The sequence below is a fragment of the Antarctobacter sediminis genome (assembly GCF_019218285.1).
Taxonomy (GTDB): Bacteria; Pseudomonadota; Alphaproteobacteria; order Rhodobacterales; family Rhodobacteraceae; genus Antarctobacter; species Antarctobacter sediminis.
The window spans coordinates 485,163-504,071 of sequence record NZ_JAHUZG010000003.1 but is presented as its reverse complement, the minus strand read 5'-3'; the positions used below and the strand labels follow the sequence as shown (position 1 = coordinate 504,071).

Here is an 18,909-nt window from a genome sequence, read left to right as displayed (position 1 = left end):
CCCCGCGCCGCAGCCGGATCCCGGCAAGGGCCATCTTCGCGGAGCCGCCGTCGCGATACCGTCCAAGAGGCGTCCGGGGGTCTGGGTCAAGGGTTCACCGCCGCAGGCGGCGCTGCAAGCGCCCTTGATGCAGACCGCCGGAGGTCTCAGGTATCGCAAGCGATGGCGCTCCGAAACTGGCCCGGTCATCTTGGTGGTGAGTCAGAGCACCCTAATCTGCCCACGCTTGGACAGTGGCTACAACCGCGCCTGATACAGCTTCACCTTCAGCCCGCCGAAACTGACCGGTGGCCCCGCCGTCAGGCTCAGCCCGGAGGCCTTGGCCAGCCCCCCATCCGAAGTCACCATGCCCAGCCGCCATCCTGTGAACCGCTCGGACAACACAGCGCCCAACGTGCCGTATAGCGCGAACAACAGCTTGCGATTGCCAATACGTGCGCCATAGGGCGGGTTCACCATGACCAGCCCCGGCGGCCCCTCTGGCCGCACCAGATCACTGACCGCGGCGCGGCTGAAATCGCACAGATCCGCCACCCCGGCCCGTTCGGCATTGGCCAGACTCATGCGGATCGCCCCGTCGTCCCGGTCGGATCCGTGGAACTGGGCAGTGACCCCGCGCCGCGCCTGACGCGGCGCCTCTGGCACCGCGACGGCCAGCTTTTCAAAGGCAAAACTGCGGGCCCTCCCCGGGGCCAGCCCCGCCGCCCATTCCGATGCCTCGATGACAAAGGTGCCAGAACCACACATTGGATCGATCACGGTTTCCGACCCGTCATAGCCACAGGCCCGCAGGAACAGCGCCGCCAGCGTTTCGCGCATCGGGGCCTTGCCGACCTGCTGCTTGTGCCCGCGCCGATGCAGCGGCTCACCCGAGGTATCGACCGAGAACACCGCCAGATCATCCTCGATCCGCAGCATGATCCGCACCGCCTCGTCCGCGGCCTCGGTCAAGACCGGCGCGCCGACGGTTTCGGCAATCGCCCGTTCCACCCGCTGCCGCGCCGCGCGGTCGTGATAGATCTTCGAGTTACGACAGCTGACCTCGACCCGCACCGGCACATCCGGGCGCAGGATCCCGGCCCAGTCCAGCTTGCGCGCGCGCTTGTCCAACTGCGCCAGATGCATCGCCCGAAAGCTGGCAAAGCGTGCCAGCACACGGCCTGCGCCGCGCAAGTCACGGTTGGCCCGCGCCACCTCGGCCCAGCCGCCGGCGAAGGTCACACCGCCCGGCACCTGCGCGGCCCCGGCGAATCCCGCCTCCTGCACCTCGGCCAGAAGCATCGGTTCCAGCCCCGGGGGCACGCTTGCGAATATCTCGAATGTCTCGTCCATCACGCTGTCATAGCGGCCAATTCCCCCGAAAGGGAGAGCACATCGCCCCCCATTGCAAATTCCGCGCAGGAGGCCTAAATAGAGGGTCGAGAGGTTGTGCGGGCAGGCGCCTCGCCAACCCGGTCAGGTCCGGAAGGAAGCAGCCGTAACGAGCCCCGCTTGGGTCGTTGCAATCTCTCACCTCAATCGGCCCGGTGCTTTGCGCCGGGCCGTTGCCGTTTCCAGGCCAGAAAAAACCTCAGCCAGACCGGGCGTGGCGCACAAATGGCACCGGATCGCGTTGCGCGGCAAAGGACCAGTTGCGCTGCCACGGCTCAAGGAAGATGCCGCGCTGTACCGCGGCCAGCCGGTCCGACGCCTCATCATGGGCCTCCCCCGCTTCGATCATCAGGCGCAGGGCCAACATGCCGGCGCGCCCGCGTCCGTCACGGCTGTGGATCATCACGCGCCCGCCACCCAACAGCGCCTTGCGTGCTTGTTTGCTGACCGTGAACCATGTTTCCTCAAGCGCGGCACTGGGCGCTTCGCCGCGTGGAATCGGCAGGTGAATCCAGCGTGTGCCCTTGTCCTGAATGTCCTGACCAAGCGACTGCGCTCCGGCATCCAGCATCTCGGACGGGGTCACGAGGGAAATCACCATAGCGGGACGCCAGCTGGACAGGTGGTCCAGATCGCCGCGATAGTCGCCTCTCGCGCCGGGCAGAGGGGAAAAGGCGACGATACCGCCCCCCACCGGCAGGACATGCAGAACGACAGACCCGGCGGTGCCGGCTGTTATCTGCTCATCCTCGACCATTCGGTGTCTCCCCAGTGGCAGCGACGGCGCCCCGACCGCCCCCACGGTCGCGGATTTCCGCCACTGGGGATAATACACGCGGTCCCCGGTCGGCCTAGCGATTCGACAGGGGCAAACCGGGCGAATCCCGCCAGAATCGGGACAGTTGGAGACGGTTTTTCACGTGGTGCGTTCAGAATGCCACGCAAAGGCCCGCGCCCGAAGGCGCGGACCGGCGTCAGACAACCTGTCCGGGGTGCGACTCGGCCCAATCCTCCAGAAAGGCACGGACGTCCTCGCGGGCCGCGAATCCGATTTCGCGCCGTGGCAGGGCAACCCCGTGGGTCAGGGCCATTTCCAGACAACCGACATGATCACGCCCTTCGCGGTCGGGGGCGTTTTCCGCCCCGTGCAGGATGGTCGACAACAAAGTGCCGCCATAGCCGTTGACATGGGACAGGTCTGGTCTTTGATCGAGGAAAAAGCCCATGACCTCGGGCAGCCCCTCCCACCCGGCAGCCTGCACCGGGGGCACGCCCATGCTGTCCAGCTGATCCCAAGGCAGGCCCAGCGCCACCAGCCGCCGCATCTGCGGCAGACGATCCGGCAGGTGCAGGATCTCGCGCAGGATGTTGCGATAGGCTTTGGGCAGGATGGCCGGGTCGATATAGGCACCGCTGCTGTCCTGACCCTCGGCAGCTCCGGCCAACAGGGTTTCTTCGCGTGTTAGTGGAACGACAGCACCGCGTGCCTCGATCGCCTCCGCTACTGCGCGGTTGCCGTGAACGCGGGCAAAGCCATAGGCGCTGGCCCCTTGCCAGATACGGGCCGGATCGGCCCCGGCGTCCAGCAGGATCTCGACCATGCGCCGGTCACAGCCCCGGCGCGCCGCCTGATGCAGGGCGGGCACGACCCAAGGCTGTTCGCCGCCCACTTCGGCCGCGTTGAAGTCGTCCGGCTTTGCCCCGTGTTCAATCAACAGCACCACGGCCGCGTGATCGTGGAAGTCCATGGCGCGGAGCAGCGCATTGGTGCCATGCGGATCGGCCCCCGCCTCCAGCAACATCCGCAGCCCGTCGTGATGACCCAGTTCGGTCGCGTGGTACAGCGACTCGCCATCGTTGGGATTGGCGCCCTGGTCCAAAAGCCAGCGCGCAAGAGTCATGTTGTCCGCATGCCCGATGGCGCCATAAAGCGCGGACAGCAGGTGATCGTCCCCCTCGGCAAAGGGATAGCCGTCGTTCACATCGGCCCCGTGCGCCAAGAGCATCTCGGCCACCGCCAGCATGTCCTCGCGCAGGTCCGGGCGCGCCTTGTGCCAGCGAGAAAAAGCAAGGTGGAGGATCGGCGTTCGCGGCCCCAGCCGTTTGGTCGCCAGTTCGGGATCGCGGGCCAGCGCGGCCGCGACCGCCTCGCGCCGATAAAGGGCGCATTCGAGGCCGAACAACCCGTCGGCAAGATCCGGTGTATCGGCCAGCAAGGTTTCGACCACTGCGTTCTGGCCGTGGAACAACGCGACTTTCAGGCGCTGCTGTCTGGCCGCACGGTCCAGACCGGTGGTTTCCGCCGCCAGTTTCAGGCGCGGCCAGCTGGCAAAACCGTTTTCCTGCGCGATCACATGCAGGAAATCCGCGCGGCGCAGGGCATCCCCGGCGCGCTTGGGCGGGTGTTGTTGCAGGCGCTGCACGGCCCAGACCTCACGCGCGATAAAGGCGCGGTGCAGGCGTTTGGCTTCGAAGCGCAGGGAATCGAGGGAAAGCTCGGTCATGATCGGGTTCCTCCGTCACGGCCCGCGATCCGCTGTATCGGGCCAGAGAAAACCGATGGTGTCGGATTTCTTCGTCGGGAACCGGTGCAGGCGCTTTCCGCGGATCAGGAGGCCGCCGGTGAACGGCCTGCCACAGGCTTGCCGTGTCCGGGCGCGGAAATCAAGCCTCGCGGCCCCTGATCTGCATCACAGCCGATCCGTGTCGAAGGTATCGCAGACATTCGGATCACCCGCATCAAAGCCGCGCGCGAACCAGCGTTGCCGCTGTTCCGAGGTGCCATGTGTAAAGGTATGCGGCTGCGGAACCTTCCCGGCGCGTCGTTGCAGATAGTCATCCCCGATCCGGCGGGCGGCGTTCAGCGCCTCTTGCAGGTCGCCTTTTTCCATCAACCCTTCGACGTTGCGCGCCCAGACGCCGCTGAGGCAATCGGCCTGCAATTCCAGCCTGACGGTCAGGGCGTTGGCGTCACGCTGGCTGGCCTGCTGGCGGGCGGCATTCACTTGCCCGAGGATACCCAGTTCATTCTGCACATGATGGGCCACCTCATGCGCGATGACATAGGCCGCCGCGAAATCGCCCCCGGCCCCAAGCTGCGACCGCATGGTCGCAAAAAACGCCGTGTCCAGATAAGCCTTTTCATCGGCGGGACAGTAGAAAGGGCCGGTGGCCCCCGAAGCCCCGCCGCAGGGGCTGGAGGTCACGCCGGAAAACAACACCAGCACAGGCGGATCATAGGCGCGGCCAAAGGCCTGCGGAAAGATCCCGCCCCAGACCTCTTCGGTGGTGGCCAGCACCTGCGCGCTGAAATCGCCTGCCTGTCGCTCGGCCTCGGTCAGCTCACGCGGGGTGCTGGATTGCGGGCCTTGCTGGCCACCGGTCAGCAGGGGCGTGACGTCGATGCCTGTGAAATAGCCGATGGCCAGAACGAACAGCACGCCGCCCACGCCAAGACCGCCAAGGCCGGCCGCCTTGCCGCCCCGTCCGCGACGATCCTCGACGTTCCGGCTGCGCTTTACATGTCTCAGTCGCATATGGCCCTCCTGCTGTTTCAACCCCGGCGCGGCGTCATCGGTTCCCGGGGCACGTGAACGGCTTGCGATCCCCCCGGCCAAACCGGTAGCTTCCAGAGGCCGCCAAAAGGACCGTTCATGACCGACTCGCCCGCCTATCAGGTGCTCGCCCGCAAGTACCGCCCCGAAACCTTTGCCGATCTCGTCGGGCAGGACGCGATGGTGCGGACACTGAAAAACGCCTTTGCCGCCGATCGCATTGCGCAAGCCTTTATCATGACAGGGATTCGCGGCACGGGGAAAACCACCACCGCCCGCATCATCGCCAAGGGGATGAACTGTATCGGGCCGGATGGACAGGGCGGCCCGACGACCGATCCTTGCGGTCAGTGCGAACATTGCGTCGCCATCATGGAAGGTCGCCACGTCGACGTCATGGAAATGGACGCCGCCAGCCGCACAGGGGTGGGCGACATCCGCGAAATCATCGACAGCGTGCACTACCGGGCGGCCAGCGCACGCTACAAGATCTACATCATCGACGAAGTTCACATGCTGTCGAAAAGCGCCTTCAACGCGCTGCTCAAGACCTTGGAAGAACCGCCCAGCCATGTGAAATTCATCTTTGCCACCACAGAAATCCGGCAGGTGCCGGTCACGGTTCTGTCCCGCTGCCAGCGGTTCGATCTGCGCCGGATCGAGCCCGAGGACATGATCGGCCTGCTGCGCAAGATCGCGACGGCCGAGGGTGCCGAAATCACCGATGATGCGCTGGCGCTGGTGACACGCGCGGCCGAAGGGTCGGCGCGGGATGCGACCTCGCTGCTGGATCAGGCCATTTCGCATGGTGCGGGCGAAACCACCGCCGATCAGGTGCGCGCCATGCTGGGGCTGGCCGACCGGGGCCGGGTCATGGACCTGTTCGAACGGATCATGCGCGGCGATGCGGCGGGCGCGCTGGAGGAACTTTCGGCGCAATATGCCGACGGGGCCGACCCGCTGGCGGTGCTGCGCGACCTGGCCGAACTGACGCATTGGATTTCGGTGGTCAAGATCACGCCAGAGGCGGCGGAGGACCCCACAGTTTCCCCCGATGAACGCGGGCGCGGTCAGGCCTTTGCCGATGGGTTGGGGATGCGCGCGCTGGCACGGGCGTGGCAGATGCTGCTGAAAGCGATCGAAGAGGTTTCGAATGCCCCCTCGGCCATGATGGCTGCCGAAATGGCGGTGATCCGCCTGACTCATGTGGCCGAAGGTCCTTCTCCCGAGGAACTGATGCGGAAATTGCAGGACAGCCCCCCGCCCCCACCGCCTACTGGCGGTCCGGGCGGAGGCCCCGGCGGCGGCGGTTATGCCACCGGCCCCGGTCCGCAGGCCAGCGCGCCGCGCGGATCGGGGGCATCGCAGGGCGGCACCGTGACCGCCCTTGCGCCTGCCGCCTCAGCCGCGCTGGCCCATTACCCGACCTTCGAACATGTGCTGGAGTTGATCCGCACCAACCGCGACGTAAAACTTCTGGTCGAGATCGAAGCCGGGGTGCGTCTTGCCGCCTATCAACCCGGCCGGATCGAGTTCACACCCGCCGACAACGCCGCCCCGGATCTGGCACAGCGGCTTGGCAGCGCCCTGCAACGCTGGACCGGCAATCGCTGGGCAGTCACGCTGGTCAACGGCTGCGAGGCCTTGACCGTGGTTGAGAAACGCGATGCCGCGCGATTGGCGCTGGAGGCCGAAGCAGAGGAACACCCCTTTGTCCGCGCCGCGCTGGCCGCCTTTCCCAAGGCCAAGATCACCAATATCCGCACCGCGCAAGAAGCCGCGACCGAAGCGCTGGAAGAAGCGCTGCCCGAGGTCGAGGACGAATGGGATCCCTTCGAGGAAGAGTGACCATACGGCAGGCTTTTCGCAGGACGCCAACCATGCCAAGTCTCGCACGACGATTTTGTCGTGACTTTAAAACTTGGTGATCGTTATGAAATCTATCCTTCCCGCTCTTATGCTTTTGGGCAGCCCCGTGCTTGCCGGCCAATACTGCGAAATCGATGGCACCGAACGGTTCGCCTGTACGTTCAACAACGGTGCCAAGGCCGTCGAGGTCTGTGATGCGATCTGGCAGGACGGCATGCAGGCCACCTATGGCTATTTTGCGCCCGGCAAGGCCCCGGAACTGGAACTGTCGATGGACATGGCCAGCATCTATTACGTTCCGTGGAATGGTATGACCCGCGTCCCGAACGCATCGGTGACCTTCCGTTCCGAAGACGGCGCATACGGCTACGAGGTGTGGTACGAAGGCGAAGACGGCGGCATCAACGTGTCCCGTGACAACGAGGTTCTGGCGACGCTGGTCTGCGACCCCGGATCTGTCACGCAGGACCTTGACGCGTTGATCGAACGGATCGAGGCGGCTCAGGTCTCGCCGTAACGGCCCGCTTTCGCCGAGAACGGCAGGGCAAGGGTCAGCCCCTTGCCCCACCGCCCCGCCCCTGCGATAACCGCGCAAACCATCCAGCGGAGACAGGTAGATGCTCAAGGGACTCGGCGGTCTTGGCGATATGGCCAAGATGATGAAGCAGGCGCAGGAAATGCAGGCCAAGATGGCCCAGATGCAAGAAGACCTCGCCAATATGACAGTCGTCGGCGAATCCGGTGCCGGTCTGGTCAAGGCCACCGCCACCGCCAAAGGCGAACTGACCGCGCTGGAAATCGACCCCAGCATCTTTGTCCCCGAAGAAAAGGAAGTGGCCGAGGATCTGATCCTTGCCGCGATCAAGGACGCTCAGGCCCGCGCCAGCGACCGCGCGCAGTCGGAAATGCGCGCCCTGACCGAGTCGATGGGCCTGCCCGCCGACATGAAGCTGCCGTTCTGATCCATGCGCGGCATGATCCGGGGTGTGCTTTGCGGCGGTCTGGCCTGCCTTGCCCTGTTGGCCGATGCGCCACGGGCCGAGGCGCAGGCATGGGCCACGCGCGCGCTGTGCTTTCCCCCCCGGATCGAAATCCATGACACGGTCTTTGCCCCCGAGGGCAGGGACGAACTGGAACGGCGCGCGGCCGAAATTCCCAACGGCACCGGCCGTTTCTGGCGGATCGAATCCCCGGCTGGCGCGGTGTCCCATCTTTGGGGCACCATGCACAGCAGCCACCGCAGCGTCCTGACCCTGCCTGCCCCCGTGACCACGGCCATCGAAGGCGCCAGCCACGTTGCCTTGGAAATCGACCCGACCTTCCCGGACCGTGCCAGCCATGATGCCTATATGCGCGGCGACGATGTTTATCGCCCCGATGCCCGCGTCACCGCCTATGCCGATCTGGACCTGCCCCCCCGGATCGAACCGCATCTTGTGACCCGGCTGGGCGCGCTTGGCTGGCCGCGCGATGCCTTGGGTGAACTGAAGCTGGGCACCTTGGCGGAACTGCTGCTGTACGACCCTTGCGAGGATTTCTCGGCCGGGGTTCTGCCCTCGCAGGACAGCTATATCCAGACGCTTGCCCATATTCACGGCATTCCCGTTCTGCCGCTGGAGGACAGCGCCCGCCTGTCGGCCAAGCTGAACACCCCGGGAAACGAGGATCTGGCCCGCGCGATCATCGGCACCTATGCCATCTACCTCATGCCCGGCGGCACGCCCGAGGCCCGCGCCACGGCGCTGGCGCTGTATGGCAGCGGCCAGGTGGGCCTGATGATGGCATGGGACCATGCGCAGGTGACCGCTTCGCTGGGCAACGAAGGCCCTGCGCTATATGCGCGGATGACGGACTACCTGGTGGATGAACGCAATGTGGATTTTGTCAAAGCGGCCAGGGACGCGCTGACAGAGGGGGGCGTTTTTGCCGCTGTCGGGAATTTCCACCTGCCTGGCGAAAACGGCATGATCGAACTGCTGCGGGCCGAAGGGTTTACCGTGACCCGCGTGCCCCTGCCCGGCGAGGCGCTCTGACATGGCGCGCGAAACGAACCCGATCGAGACCCTGATAGACCTGATGGCGCGCCTTCCGGGGTTGGGGCCACGATCCGCGCGGCGCGCCGTTCTCCACCTGATCCGCAAACGCGCCATCCTGCTGGGACCGCTGGCACAAGCCATGAGCGAGGTGGCCGAACGCGCCCGCGAATGCCTGAACTGCGGCAATGTCGGCACCTCCGAGATCTGTTCGATCTGCGCCGATGACACCCGGGCCAACGGCCTGCTCTGCGTGGTCGAAGAGGTGGCCGACCTTTGGGCGATGGAACGCAGTGGCACCTACAAAGGCCGCTATCACGTTCTGGGCGGCACGCTGTCGGCACTGGATGGCGTCGGCCCCGAAGACCTGCGGATTCCGCAGCTGATCCAACGACTGGAGGTCGAAGGCGTGAGCGAGGTGATTCTTGCCCTGAATGCCACCATCGACGGCCAGACAACCGCACATTACATCGCCGACCAGTTGGAAAACCGTGGCATCCAGCTAAGCTCTCTGGCGCAAGGGGTGCCCATCGGCGGCGAGCTGGACTACCTCGACGATGGCACCATCACCGCAGCGCTGAACGCCCGCAAACGTCTGTGACCCGTTAGCGTTGCAGCTGTGCCGCAGTCGTCGGCACAGCGCCGCGACGATACCGTTCTGTTACATGGGCGCTTTAGCGGGCATGGCGCATTCTTTACGAAAAGGCTTTTCGATGAACCGCGTTTCTGTCCTTGCCCTCTCTGTTGCCTTTGCCACCCTCGTCCCGGTCGCTTCGCTGGCGCAACAGTCGGCCTGTGTTCCCGCCACCCCGGATGACGGCGACGAGGTTGTCTGCGCCGGCACCGGGTTGGGCATCGAAGACAGCGGGTTCGACGGCGGGACCGTCACCGTGACCCCGACCGGGGTGATCGATGGCGGCGACCGGGGCCTGCGGGTGGATGACAATGTCATCATCGTCAATGACGGTTCCGTCCGAGGCCCGGGCGACCACGGGATTCAGGGTGACAATGACGTGCATGTCACCAACAACGGCACCGTGATCGGCGTGGGCGGCGACGGTATCAATATCGACAACGATGGCGTGGTCATCAACAACGGTGTGATCACCAGCCTCGACGACGATGGTGTCCAGTTGGAAGACAATCCGCTGGTCATCAACCACGGCACGATCACCGCGCCGGACGAAGGCATCAACGTCAACGTCGATCATGCGAAGGTGACGAACACCGGGACGATCATCGCGGGCGACGACGGCGTGAACGCCGGAGACTTTGCCGAGATCGTGAACTCGGGCCTGATCCAGTCGACCGGAGATCAGGACGCCATTGATCTGGACAGCGGACGGATCACCAACCACGGCAGGCTGATCAGCCTCGGGGCCGAGGACGGGATCGATTTCGACGCCCCCGCCGCCGGGCCGTCCTTTGTCTACAACACTGGCCACATCGAGGGTGAGATCGCCATCAACACCGATGGGGGCGATCTGGCGGTCCATGAAGTCGTGAACAAGGGCACGTTGATCGGGCGTGGCGGCACCGCGCTGAACCTTGGCGGCGGCGACGACATGCTGACTCTGCTGGACGGCAGCCGGATCACCGGCGCGATCGAGATGGGGGCCGGAGCCGACACGCTGCGGGTTCTGACCCGGCAATCGCAGGTTCTGACCTTCGGCAGCCTGCCCGAAACGATCGAGGTCAAGGGGGGCGGTTTTCTCCTTGTCGATGGCAGTGGGCCCGGCCTTGGCGGCGGCAAGATCCCGGCAGCCGCGCTGGGTGCGCCGTTCCTCGTGGTGGTCGACGAAGCCCCGGTTTCCTCAGCGGACCGCCTGTCGCGCGAACTGGGTATGGGCATCGGCGGCAGCGTGTTGGATTTTCGCGCGGAACAGGGGCCGTGGCTGGGCACCTTCGCCACATCCGGCGCAATTGCTCCTGATGCCAGCCAGGGCGCGAACTATGACGGACGCGGCGTGACGCTGGGCTATACGACGCGGTGGGCTGGCCTTGCGCCCTTTATCGGCTATGGGCAGGGTGCCAGCGATCTGGACGATGGTGTGACCGAAACCCGGATCCGGTCCTATTTCGTGGGCCTTGGCATCTCTGGCGAACGCGGCCGGTTCAGCTATGACGGTGCGCTTTATGCCGGGCGGACGCACAACAAGATCAGCAGCCCCGATTTCCGCACCGGTTCCGCCGATTTCGACGGTCAGTTGTTGGGGATCAGCCTGCGCGGCACCGGCCTGCTCTGGCAGAATCCGACGGCGGGATATGGCATCGACATGGTGGTGCAGGGCGACTACCTCCGCCACAAGACCGAAGGGTACGACGTGACCGGCCTTGCCGGGGGACGGATCGGTGAACGGACCACAACCAGCACCGCATTGCGGCTGGAAATAGGCCTTCCGATGCAAATGGATGATCTGTCGATGCGGCCCTATCTGGCGGTGACAACCTTTGGCGGCACGCCGGACGACATCACCTTTTCACTTGGCGGGGCCAGCACCAGCTTTGATGCCGCCGATGTCAGTGGGGGCGGGGCCATGACGCTGGGAACCAGCTTTGACACCGGCAGAACCGGGCTCAAGGGTCGTGCCGAGGTGTCGCGCGACGTCGATCGTGAAACCTTCTGGGGCATCAAGCTGGGCATGGAATTCTGAAGTCCGCCTGATTTCCCAATGAAAAGAAAAAAGGCGCCCCGGATCGGGACGCCCTTTGTGGGACGGTGGGCGGGGCGATATGGTCCGCAAGGGGCAGGAGCGGCGCCCCGCCGTCCATCTCAGCGTTCGTCTTCGTCGTCGTCCTTGTCGCCGCCGGGCAGGTTAAAGAAACTGTCCGCGTCAAGGTAATCATCGTCGCTCTTGCGCGAGTCTTCGTCGTCCTCATCGCCGCGCGGATCGGACAGGCTGAAGGTCTCAAGCCCCTCGATCGCCGAAGGCAGGCGGGGTTCGGGATCCATGTCGAGGCTCTGCTCGGTCGAAACCAGCTTGCGGCGCTCGTCGTCCGTCATCACCCGCTCCAGATCTTTCGCGGCCTTGGCCACGGCAGCATCCAGTTCGGATTGCTTGCACAGACCCAGTGCCACCGGGTCGATGGGCTGCATGTTCTGGATGTTCCAGTGCGTGCGCTCGCGGATCGACTGAATCGTCGGCTTTGTGGTGCCCACCAGCTTGGCAATCTGGCTGTCTGCCAGTTCCGGGTGGAATTTGACCAGCCAGAGGATCGCGTTCGGACGGTCCTGCCGCTTGGACAGCGGGGTATAGCGCGGGCCACGGCGCTTTTCCTCGTCGCGGGCGGCGGGGTTGTGCTTGAGCTTCAGCTTGTGCAGCGGGTTCTTTTCCGCCTTGTCGATCTCGGACTGTTCCAGCTGGTTGTTCGCAACCGGGTCAAAGCCCTTGACCCCGGTGGCCACGTCCCCGTCGGCGATCCCCTGGATTTCCAGTTCATGGAACCCGGTGAAATCGGCGATCTGCTTGAAGGTCATCGTGGTATTGTCCACCAGCCAGACGGCAGTCGCCTTGGGGTGCAGCAGCTTGGACATTTCGTCTACTCCTTGGTCATGACCGGTTCCGCTGGCAAGCCTCCTGCGCGGCCCGAGGCCGGTCTGGGCCAAGGGCGGCTCCGGCGGGCGGAGCGGGTTACCGTTGTCGGGAAACTCGGCGTCTATATAGTGACCGCAAAGCCAAAGGGGAAGCAAAAATGCGTTTGATGAGTGTTCTGGTGCTGTTTCTGGCCCTGATCGGCGGCGCGTCGCGCGCGGATGGTGAAAAAGCCGGGGTCTTTGATTACTACGTGATGGCGCTTAGCTGGTCGCCGAACTGGTGCGCACTGGAAGGCGATGCCCGCGACGCAGAGCAATGCGAAACAGATGCCGGCTGGATTCTGCACGGTCTGTGGCCGCAGTACCATCGCGGCTGGCCAGCCTTTTGCCCCACGGTTGAACGGGCACCCTCGCGCCGGATGACCGGTGAGATGGCCGACATCATGGGATCCGGCGGTCTGGCCTGGCACCAGTGGAAGAAACACGGCGTTTGTTCTGGCCTTTCGGCCACGCAATACTACGCGCTCTCACGTGAGGCGTATGGACGGATCACCCGCCCCGAGGTCTTTCGAAAGCTGGACAAACCCGTGACGCTGCCCGCCTCGCTGGTCGAAGAGGCCTTTATCAAGGCCAATCCGACGCTGGAGCCGGACATGATCACCGTCACCTGCAAGGACAGCCACATACAAGAGGTTCGCGTCTGCCTGTCGCGCGACCTTGATCCGGTGCCCTGCGGTCGCGACGTGGTGCGGGACTGTACGTTGAAAGACGCGCAATTCACGCCGATCCGCTGACGGTCCGGCGGGCGGCCCCGGCACCGCCCGCCTGACGCAGGTCAAAGACGTGCAAAAATCGGAATGCGATATTTCTCCCGCTCGCTCCTGACGGAGCGGCGCAAGCCATCAACCGGGAGGAACAGATGACACGCATTCAGACGCTGGCCGCCGCGGCCCTTTTGGCCGTCGCCTCGGCCCCGCAGGTTCAGGCCGGGGATTGTACCGGCTGGGTGGTGGGGGTTCGTCCGATCAGCCAGTACAACCATGCGGGCGGAAACGGTTTTCTGGCCGTGCGGACCGGCCCCGGTTCGGGGTATCAACAGATCGGCGAGCTGTATCTGGGTGACGAGATTTCCGTCTGGAATCGCTCGGGCAGCTGGTATCAGGTCCAATGCATGTCCGGGCGATGCACCAACCCGCTTTGGGGGGCGGCAAACCCCAACGGGTGGGTCTATGGCGGATACTTGAACATTGGCGGTGTCTGCCCCTGAGCCCTGTCTCAGTCGTCGAAGGCATAACCGAAACGGGCGATGTCTTCGGCGCAGAGGCCCGCAACCAGAGCACGGGTCCCCGCCTCATAATATGCACGGTAGTCCCTATCCCGGGCCGAGCGGTTTTCATGCGGCATGTCCGGTCGGAAACCGAGGTGGCCGACCAAGGGTGCCATATCCGCGGCCAAATGCTCCAGCCGCAGGAAATGCCCCCTTTCCACACCAGAGGCATCGCGCATGTAGCGCCCATAGGGCCAGGCACGCAGGGTCGCCTGCGTATGTGGATGCCGCAGGAAATCCGCGAAATCATGCGCCTTGGCCAGAGGCACCGCCGGGTGATCGAACTCTTGCGCCCGCAGCCAGTGGTAATAGCTGACCACTCGGTCCCAAGGATTCCGAACAAGGCAGAAACAGAACATGGTGCCGATCTCGTCCCGGCTCAGGGCGCCGTCCAGATCCGCCAGCGTCGAATGTTTCCAGATCCGTCCCCGCGCCCGTTCCGCCAATGCCTTGGCCCGAGCCCTGCGGCGGCGCGCCTTTGGCGTGTCCCCGATCAGGATGTCATCACGATGCGCCCGCGCCTCCAGCGCCAGCGCCATCGAAGTGCCGCCAGTCTTGGGGATGTGGACAAAGATGAAACGGCGGCCCGGGGACAGGATCATGCCCGCAGATTAGCCGCAGGCCGGACCGAAATGAATCCCCCTTACGGGGCTTTTCATGCGCAAGAATCTTGCGCATATTCCGCGCAAACAGAGGCATTTGGAGGAACTCATGGGGTGGCTGGCTGACGAAACCGGATTGGGGCGCAACGCCGCGAACTACGTGCCGCTGACACCGCTCAGCTTTCTGCGCCGCGCGGCGGGGATCTGGCCCGATCACCTTGCCGTTGTCTATGGTCCCCATCGCAAGACCTATGCCCAATACATCGCACGGGTCACGCGGCTGGCCTCGGCCCTGTCAAAGGCGGGTGTACAGCCGGGCGATGTGGTTGCCACCATCCTGCCGAACATTCCCGCCCAGGCCGAGGCGCATTTCGCCGTGCCCGCCTGCGGTGCGATCCTGAACGCGATCAATACGCGGCTGGACGTGGCCACGGTGTCCTACATCCTCGACCACGGCGGTGCCAAGCTGGTGCTCTGCGATCCGCAGTTCCTGCCGGTGCTGGCCGCCGCCATCGAAGACATGGAAGGCCCCGCGCCCATCGTGATCGAGGTGGCCGACGATCACGCTGGCGTTCATGCCTATGGCGACTACACCGAATACGAGGATTTCCTTGCCTCAGGCGATGCGGATTTCAACTGGATCATGCCCGAGGACGAATGGGAAAGCATCGCGCTGAACTATACCTCGGGCACCACAGGGCGGCCCAAGGGCGTGGTCTATCACCATCGCGGTGCCTATCTGAACGCCATGGGCCAGATCGTCAGCTGGCGCATGGTGCTGCACCCGGTTTATCTGACCATCGTGCCGCTGTTCCACTGCAACGGCTGGTGCCACACGTGGATGATGCCCGCGCTTGGCGGCACCGTGGTCTGCTGCCGCGACATCACCGCGCCCGCCATCTATGACGCCATCGCCGACGAAGGCGTGACCCATTTCGGCGGCGCGCCCATCGTGCTGAACATGCTGGTCAACGCCCCAGAGGACCAAAAGCGGGACTTCGACCATATTGTCGAGGTCTTTACCGCGGGTGCGCCCCCTGCCCCTGCCACATTGGCCAAGATCGAACCCATGGGCTTCAACGTCACGCAGGTCTACGGGCTGACAGAAGTTTATGGCCCGGCGACCGAATGCACATGGAAGGCCGAATGGGAACCACTGCAAGGCGACGAGCGCGCCGCGATCAAGGCGCGTCAGGGCGTGGCCATGCCCTTCATGGAAGAGGTCACGGTGCATGACGAGCAGGGCACCGACATCCCCCGCGATGGCGAGACCAAGGGCGAAATCATGTTCCGTGGCAACGGGGTGATGAAAGGCTATTACAAGAACCCCAAGGCCACGGCTGAGGCCTTCAAGGGCGGATTTTTCCATTCCGGCGACATCGCCGTGCAGCATCCCGACAGCTATGTGCAGATCGCCGACCGCGCCAAGGACATCATCATCTCGGGCGGCGAGAATATCTCGTCGGTCGAGGTCGAAGGCGTGCTTATGGCCCATGACGCGGTGCTGCTTTGTGCCGTGGTGGCCAAGCCGGACGAAAAATGGGGAGAAGTGCCCTGCGCCTTTGTCGAACTGAAGGACGGGCACAAGGCCGCCGAAGCCGACCTGATCGCCTTTGCCCGCGAAAGGCTGGCCGGGTTCAAGACGCCCAAGAAAGTGGTGTTTCAGGAATTGCCCAAGACCTCGACCGGCAAGATCCAGAAATTCGCCCTGCGCGAAGCGGCCAAGACGCTGGACTAAGCGGCGCCCCCCCGAAAATCCTTGAAAACAGTGATTGCAATGACATCTGTCATTGCAACCATTGGCATGTTGCCGTCACGTGCGCCTGATTTACAACAGACTGCGGGGCCCTCATGAGCGTCTATGTCATCGCCTGCCTGACCCCGAACCCGGAGCATCAGGACGATTACGAAACCTATCTCAGAGTGGCCATGCCGCTGCTGGACAAGGTGGGGGGCAAACTGTCCCAGCATTTTCCGGTGGGCGACGTGGTGGTCGGCAACAAGCCCGCCGAGGCCATCATGGTGGTCGAATACCCGGACATGGATGCGGTTCACGCACTGTTTCAGAGCGAGGAATACAAGGCGCTTATCCCCGTGCGCGACCGCGCCTTTTCGACCTACAGCGTTTCAATCGTCAGCTGAGGCAATCGCTCACACCCCGGTCGATTGCCCAGCCCCCGCCCCCGTGCTAGCGTCGCCCAAACCCGAGGCAGAGCAGCGCCCGATGACCGCCCTTAAACAATTTGCCCGTCTCGAAGCGACCGGCCTCTGGCGCCCCTCGCCAGAGGATCAGCGGCGTGAGGTTATCGTTTCGCTGGGCGAGGCCACGCTGACGCTTTCGGACATCAATGGCACGGCGCTGGCGCATTGGTCGCTGGGGGCAGTGAACCGCGCCAATGGCAAGGACCTGCCCGCCATTTACCACCCGGACAATGCGCCGGACGAAACGCTGGAGCTTCCGGCTTCGGAAACCGAGATGATCGCAGGCATCGACAGGCTGCTGCGCGCCATCGAACGCCGTCGCCCGCGGCCGGGCAAGCTGCGCTTTCTGTTGACGGGCGGCGTTTTCGCGGCGCTGGCCGCAGCGGCGGTCTTTTGGTTGCCCGGCGCGCTGGAACGCTACGCGGTGACGGTGGTGCCTCCGGTCAAGCGAGCCGAGATCGGCGACAAACTCTTGCGCCATATCGAACGGGTCGCGGGCAAGCCTTGCAATACGCGCGACGCGCGCCTGCCGCTTGAACATCTGTCAGCCCGACTGTTGGAACGGGGCCGGATCGTGATCCTGCCCGGCGGCGCCCAGCTCAGCGCCCATCTGCCGGGCGGTATCATTCTGCTGAACCGGTCGGTGGTCGAGGATCACGAAGATCCCGACGTGGCGGCCGGGTTCGTCCTTACTGAAGCGGTGCGGGTATCCCGCACCGATCCGTTGGCTGCGCTGTTGGATCACGCCGGTCTTGTGGCCAGCCTGCGGCTGCTGACCACCGGCGAACTGCCCGACAATGCGCTGGCCGCCTATGCGGAACAGGTCATGGCCGACACACCGCCCCTTCCGCCAATCGACCCTTTGATCGCCGCCTTTGCCGCCGCCGAGATCCGCAGCTCTCCGTTTGCCTATGCGCTGGACATCACCGGTGAACGCACCCTGCCGCTGATCGAGGCCGACCCAAGGGCCACCGAAGGCAGCCGTCAGGTGCTGAGCGACGCCGACTGGGTACGCCTGCAAGGCATCTGCGGCGCATGAAAACGCCCGCGCAAAGTTGCGCGGGCGGGCTTGGCGATCAGGTTTGATACAGGTTCAGCGGATGTAGGCCTGTGTATACCCGGTGCCGTGCACCCGGCGCAGCGCCATCTGAAGCTGTTCGAACGAGTCATAGGGCCCCACGCGCAGCAGCGAAAAAGCCTGACCATGCCGGGTGGCGCTGGCCATGCGAACCGTCAGGCCCGCCGACTGCAACCGATGAGCGGCGGATTTCGCCTTGTCCTGCGTGGTAAACGCGCCGACCTCGATCCAGCGCCCCACCTTGACCTGCGGCTCGCTGGCCGCTTTGGGCGCATGGCCAGAGGTCGTGACGATGGCTGTCAGGGGCAGCGGCGACTTGGCCTGCCCCACGATCACCGGCGCCTTGACCTCGTGCCGACGGACCTCGGTCACAAGCTTGCGCGGGACGGTGTTGGTCCAGACCTTCTGCGTATCCTGATGCCCCTGCACGGTTTGCCATGCACGGTAGGGGTTCAACCGGTCGTCGACCCATGCAGGGCGATAGCCCGCGGGCACATGTGCCACCTGCGTGTCACGCTGTTCAAAGACGTGATCCGGCACGATCCGGGTATTGGGCGGCAGGGTCAGGCTGCTGCCTTCCCAGCTGTTCTTGTTGTAATAAACATTTTTGCCCGGCGCGGGTGCCTCGCCCCGGCGGATGATCGTCGCGTGCGGAGTCTTTTGCGGACCACAGCTGGCACGCAGTTTCATACCGTTGACGACGCGATAGGTTTCCCCGTTGACGCAGGCGAACTGTCCCTGCACGGCGGCGGGCGCAACCTTTTTGACAACCGGTTTCTTGGCCACCGGGGCCGGGGCGGGTGCGGCGGGCACACGGCGCACCACGCGCGGCGGCTGGGCTGCGACCGGCTTGGCGGCGCGCACTGGTGTCTTGACCTGACGCACCGGTGCGGCGGGTTTCGCCGCCGGAGCGATCTTGATCTCGACGGTTTTGGGGGCGGCGGGTTTCGGTGCCACCGGGGCAGCCGGTGCCGCGGCAGCGGTGGTCCCGAAGGTTGGCGTTTGCCCGCAAATGTGTTGGCGTTGCCGCGACACGCGCGGCACCCATGTCACGGCCCCGTCAAAGCCCGCCCGCACATAAACGCAGCCGCGGCTGTCAACGAACTGCTTGCCCGTGAAAGAGGCTGGTGGAAAGTTGGCCGGAACGTCCCGGACGGAGTTTTGCGCGGCCGCTGGCAGAGAAAAAATTCCGAATCCGGAAACGGCAAGCGCAAAAAAAGAGAGCTTTTTCAAGGTCATGTCTGTCCCCACAGATGATAACCGTTAGAGTACCCCCTTGAAAGACAACCTGTAAAGCCTTGAAAACCTTGGGCAGGCGGAGTTGTCCACAGGTGTGGC

At 64.5% G+C, this 18,909-nt stretch carries 18 protein-coding genes and 1 other RNA gene; 12 read left to right on the top strand and 7 right to left on the bottom strand.

Annotated elements, in window-relative coordinates:
- Positions 1-237: 237 nt before the first annotated feature.
- On the bottom strand, positions 238-1,332 hold the full coding sequence (locus KJP30_RS17415) for a THUMP domain-containing class I SAM-dependent RNA methyltransferase (protein WP_218450607.1): 1,095 nt from the start codon (positions 1,330-1,332) through the stop codon (positions 238-240).
- An 85-nt stretch (positions 1,333-1,417) separates the two neighbouring features.
- Here KJP30_RS17415 and ffs point away from each other — a divergent pair.
- An RNA gene (gene ffs / locus KJP30_RS17410) (signal recognition particle sRNA small type) lies at positions 1,418-1,517 on the top strand.
- A gap of 53 nt (positions 1,518-1,570) precedes the next feature.
- Here the strand turns inward: ffs and KJP30_RS17405 are convergent.
- The 3 genes from KJP30_RS17405 to ypfJ all read right to left on the bottom strand — a co-directional run bounded on the left by KJP30_RS17405 (position 1,571) and on the right by ypfJ (position 4,907).
- Positions 1,571-2,128 (bottom strand): protein-tyrosine phosphatase family protein, encoded by a 558-nt coding sequence (locus KJP30_RS17405; protein ID WP_218450606.1) that lies wholly within the window; start codon positions 2,126-2,128, stop codon positions 1,571-1,573.
- A 217-nt stretch (positions 2,129-2,345) separates the two neighbouring features.
- Positions 2,346-3,875 (bottom strand): ankyrin repeat domain-containing protein, encoded by a 1,530-nt coding sequence (locus KJP30_RS17400; RefSeq protein ID WP_218450605.1) that lies wholly within the window; start codon positions 3,873-3,875, stop codon positions 2,346-2,348.
- Positions 3,876-4,061: 186 nt separating this feature from the next.
- Positions 4,062-4,907, bottom strand: a complete 846-nt coding sequence (ypfJ, locus tag KJP30_RS17395; RefSeq protein WP_218450604.1) for a KPN_02809 family neutral zinc metallopeptidase — start codon at positions 4,905-4,907, stop codon at positions 4,062-4,064.
- A gap of 117 nt (positions 4,908-5,024) precedes the next feature.
- Here ypfJ and KJP30_RS17390 point away from each other — a divergent pair, with 117 nt between their 5' ends.
- The 6 genes from KJP30_RS17390 (at position 5,025) to KJP30_RS17365 (ending at position 11,481) form a co-directional block, all read left to right on the top strand.
- Complete coding sequence (locus tag KJP30_RS17390; protein WP_218450603.1) at positions 5,025-6,773, top strand: DNA polymerase III subunit gamma/tau; 1,749 nt, start codon at positions 5,025-5,027, stop codon at positions 6,771-6,773.
- 85 nt (positions 6,774-6,858) lie between these two features.
- Complete coding sequence (locus KJP30_RS17385; protein ID WP_218450602.1) at positions 6,859-7,311, top strand: hypothetical protein; 453 nt, start codon at positions 6,859-6,861, stop codon at positions 7,309-7,311.
- 100 nt (positions 7,312-7,411) lie between these two features.
- A complete protein-coding gene (locus tag KJP30_RS17380; protein WP_218450601.1) occupies positions 7,412-7,756 on the top strand; it encodes a YbaB/EbfC family nucleoid-associated protein in 345 nt (114 codons plus the stop codon).
- Between the two features lie 3 nt (positions 7,757-7,759).
- Positions 7,760-8,827 carry a TraB/GumN family protein gene (locus KJP30_RS17375; protein WP_218450600.1) on the top strand — a complete coding sequence of 356 codons (1,068 nt, stop codon included), beginning with the start codon at positions 7,760-7,762 and terminating at the stop codon, positions 8,825-8,827.
- 1 nt (position 8,828) lies between these two features.
- Positions 8,829-9,428, top strand: coding sequence for a recombination mediator RecR (gene recR / locus KJP30_RS17370; protein WP_218450599.1), 600 nt, complete (start codon positions 8,829-8,831; stop codon positions 9,426-9,428).
- A gap of 112 nt (positions 9,429-9,540) precedes the next feature.
- Positions 9,541-11,481: a hypothetical protein gene (locus KJP30_RS17365; RefSeq protein WP_218450598.1), complete on the top strand. Its 1,941-nt coding sequence runs from the start codon at positions 9,541-9,543 to the stop codon at positions 11,479-11,481.
- Positions 11,482-11,600: 119 nt separating this feature from the next.
- On the opposite strand, the gene KJP30_RS17360 is transcribed toward KJP30_RS17365, so the two are convergent.
- A complete protein-coding gene (locus KJP30_RS17360) occupies positions 11,601-12,362 on the bottom strand; it encodes a DUF1013 domain-containing protein (RefSeq protein WP_218450597.1) in 762 nt (253 codons plus the stop codon).
- Between the two features lie 167 nt (positions 12,363-12,529).
- Between KJP30_RS17360 and KJP30_RS17355 the strand changes: the two genes are divergently transcribed.
- Positions 12,530-13,156 (top strand): ribonuclease T2 family protein, encoded by a 627-nt coding sequence (locus tag KJP30_RS17355; RefSeq protein WP_425515724.1) that lies wholly within the window; start codon positions 12,530-12,532, stop codon positions 13,154-13,156.
- A 125-nt stretch (positions 13,157-13,281) separates the two neighbouring features.
- On the top strand, positions 13,282-13,629 hold the full coding sequence (locus tag KJP30_RS17350; RefSeq protein ID WP_218450595.1) for an SH3 domain-containing protein: 348 nt from the start codon (positions 13,282-13,284) through the stop codon (positions 13,627-13,629).
- A gap of 8 nt (positions 13,630-13,637) precedes the next feature.
- Here KJP30_RS17350 and KJP30_RS17345 read toward each other — a convergent pair whose 3' ends face one another.
- Complete coding sequence (locus KJP30_RS17345) at positions 13,638-14,291, bottom strand: sulfotransferase family 2 domain-containing protein (RefSeq protein WP_218450594.1); 654 nt, start codon at positions 14,289-14,291, stop codon at positions 13,638-13,640.
- Positions 14,292-14,400: 109 nt separating this feature from the next.
- Between KJP30_RS17345 and KJP30_RS17340 the strand changes: the two genes are divergently transcribed.
- From KJP30_RS17340 to KJP30_RS17330, 3 genes are all read left to right on the top strand, one after another.
- On the top strand, positions 14,401-16,029 hold the full coding sequence (locus tag KJP30_RS17340) for an AMP-binding protein (protein WP_218450593.1): 1,629 nt from the start codon (positions 14,401-14,403) through the stop codon (positions 16,027-16,029).
- Positions 16,030-16,142: 113 nt separating this feature from the next.
- Positions 16,143-16,433: a DUF1330 domain-containing protein gene (locus KJP30_RS17335; protein WP_218450592.1), complete on the top strand. Its 291-nt coding sequence runs from the start codon at positions 16,143-16,145 to the stop codon at positions 16,431-16,433.
- Between the two features lie 82 nt (positions 16,434-16,515).
- Entirely contained in the window at positions 16,516-17,532 is a 1,017-nt protein-coding gene (locus tag KJP30_RS17330) for a hypothetical protein (RefSeq protein ID WP_218450591.1), read from the top strand.
- A gap of 54 nt (positions 17,533-17,586) precedes the next feature.
- Here the strand turns inward: KJP30_RS17330 and KJP30_RS24930 are convergent, their stop codons facing one another.
- Entirely contained in the window at positions 17,587-18,528 is a 942-nt protein-coding gene (locus KJP30_RS24930; protein WP_343222793.1) for an SPOR domain-containing protein, read from the bottom strand.
- Positions 18,529-18,909 lie beyond the last annotated feature (381 nt).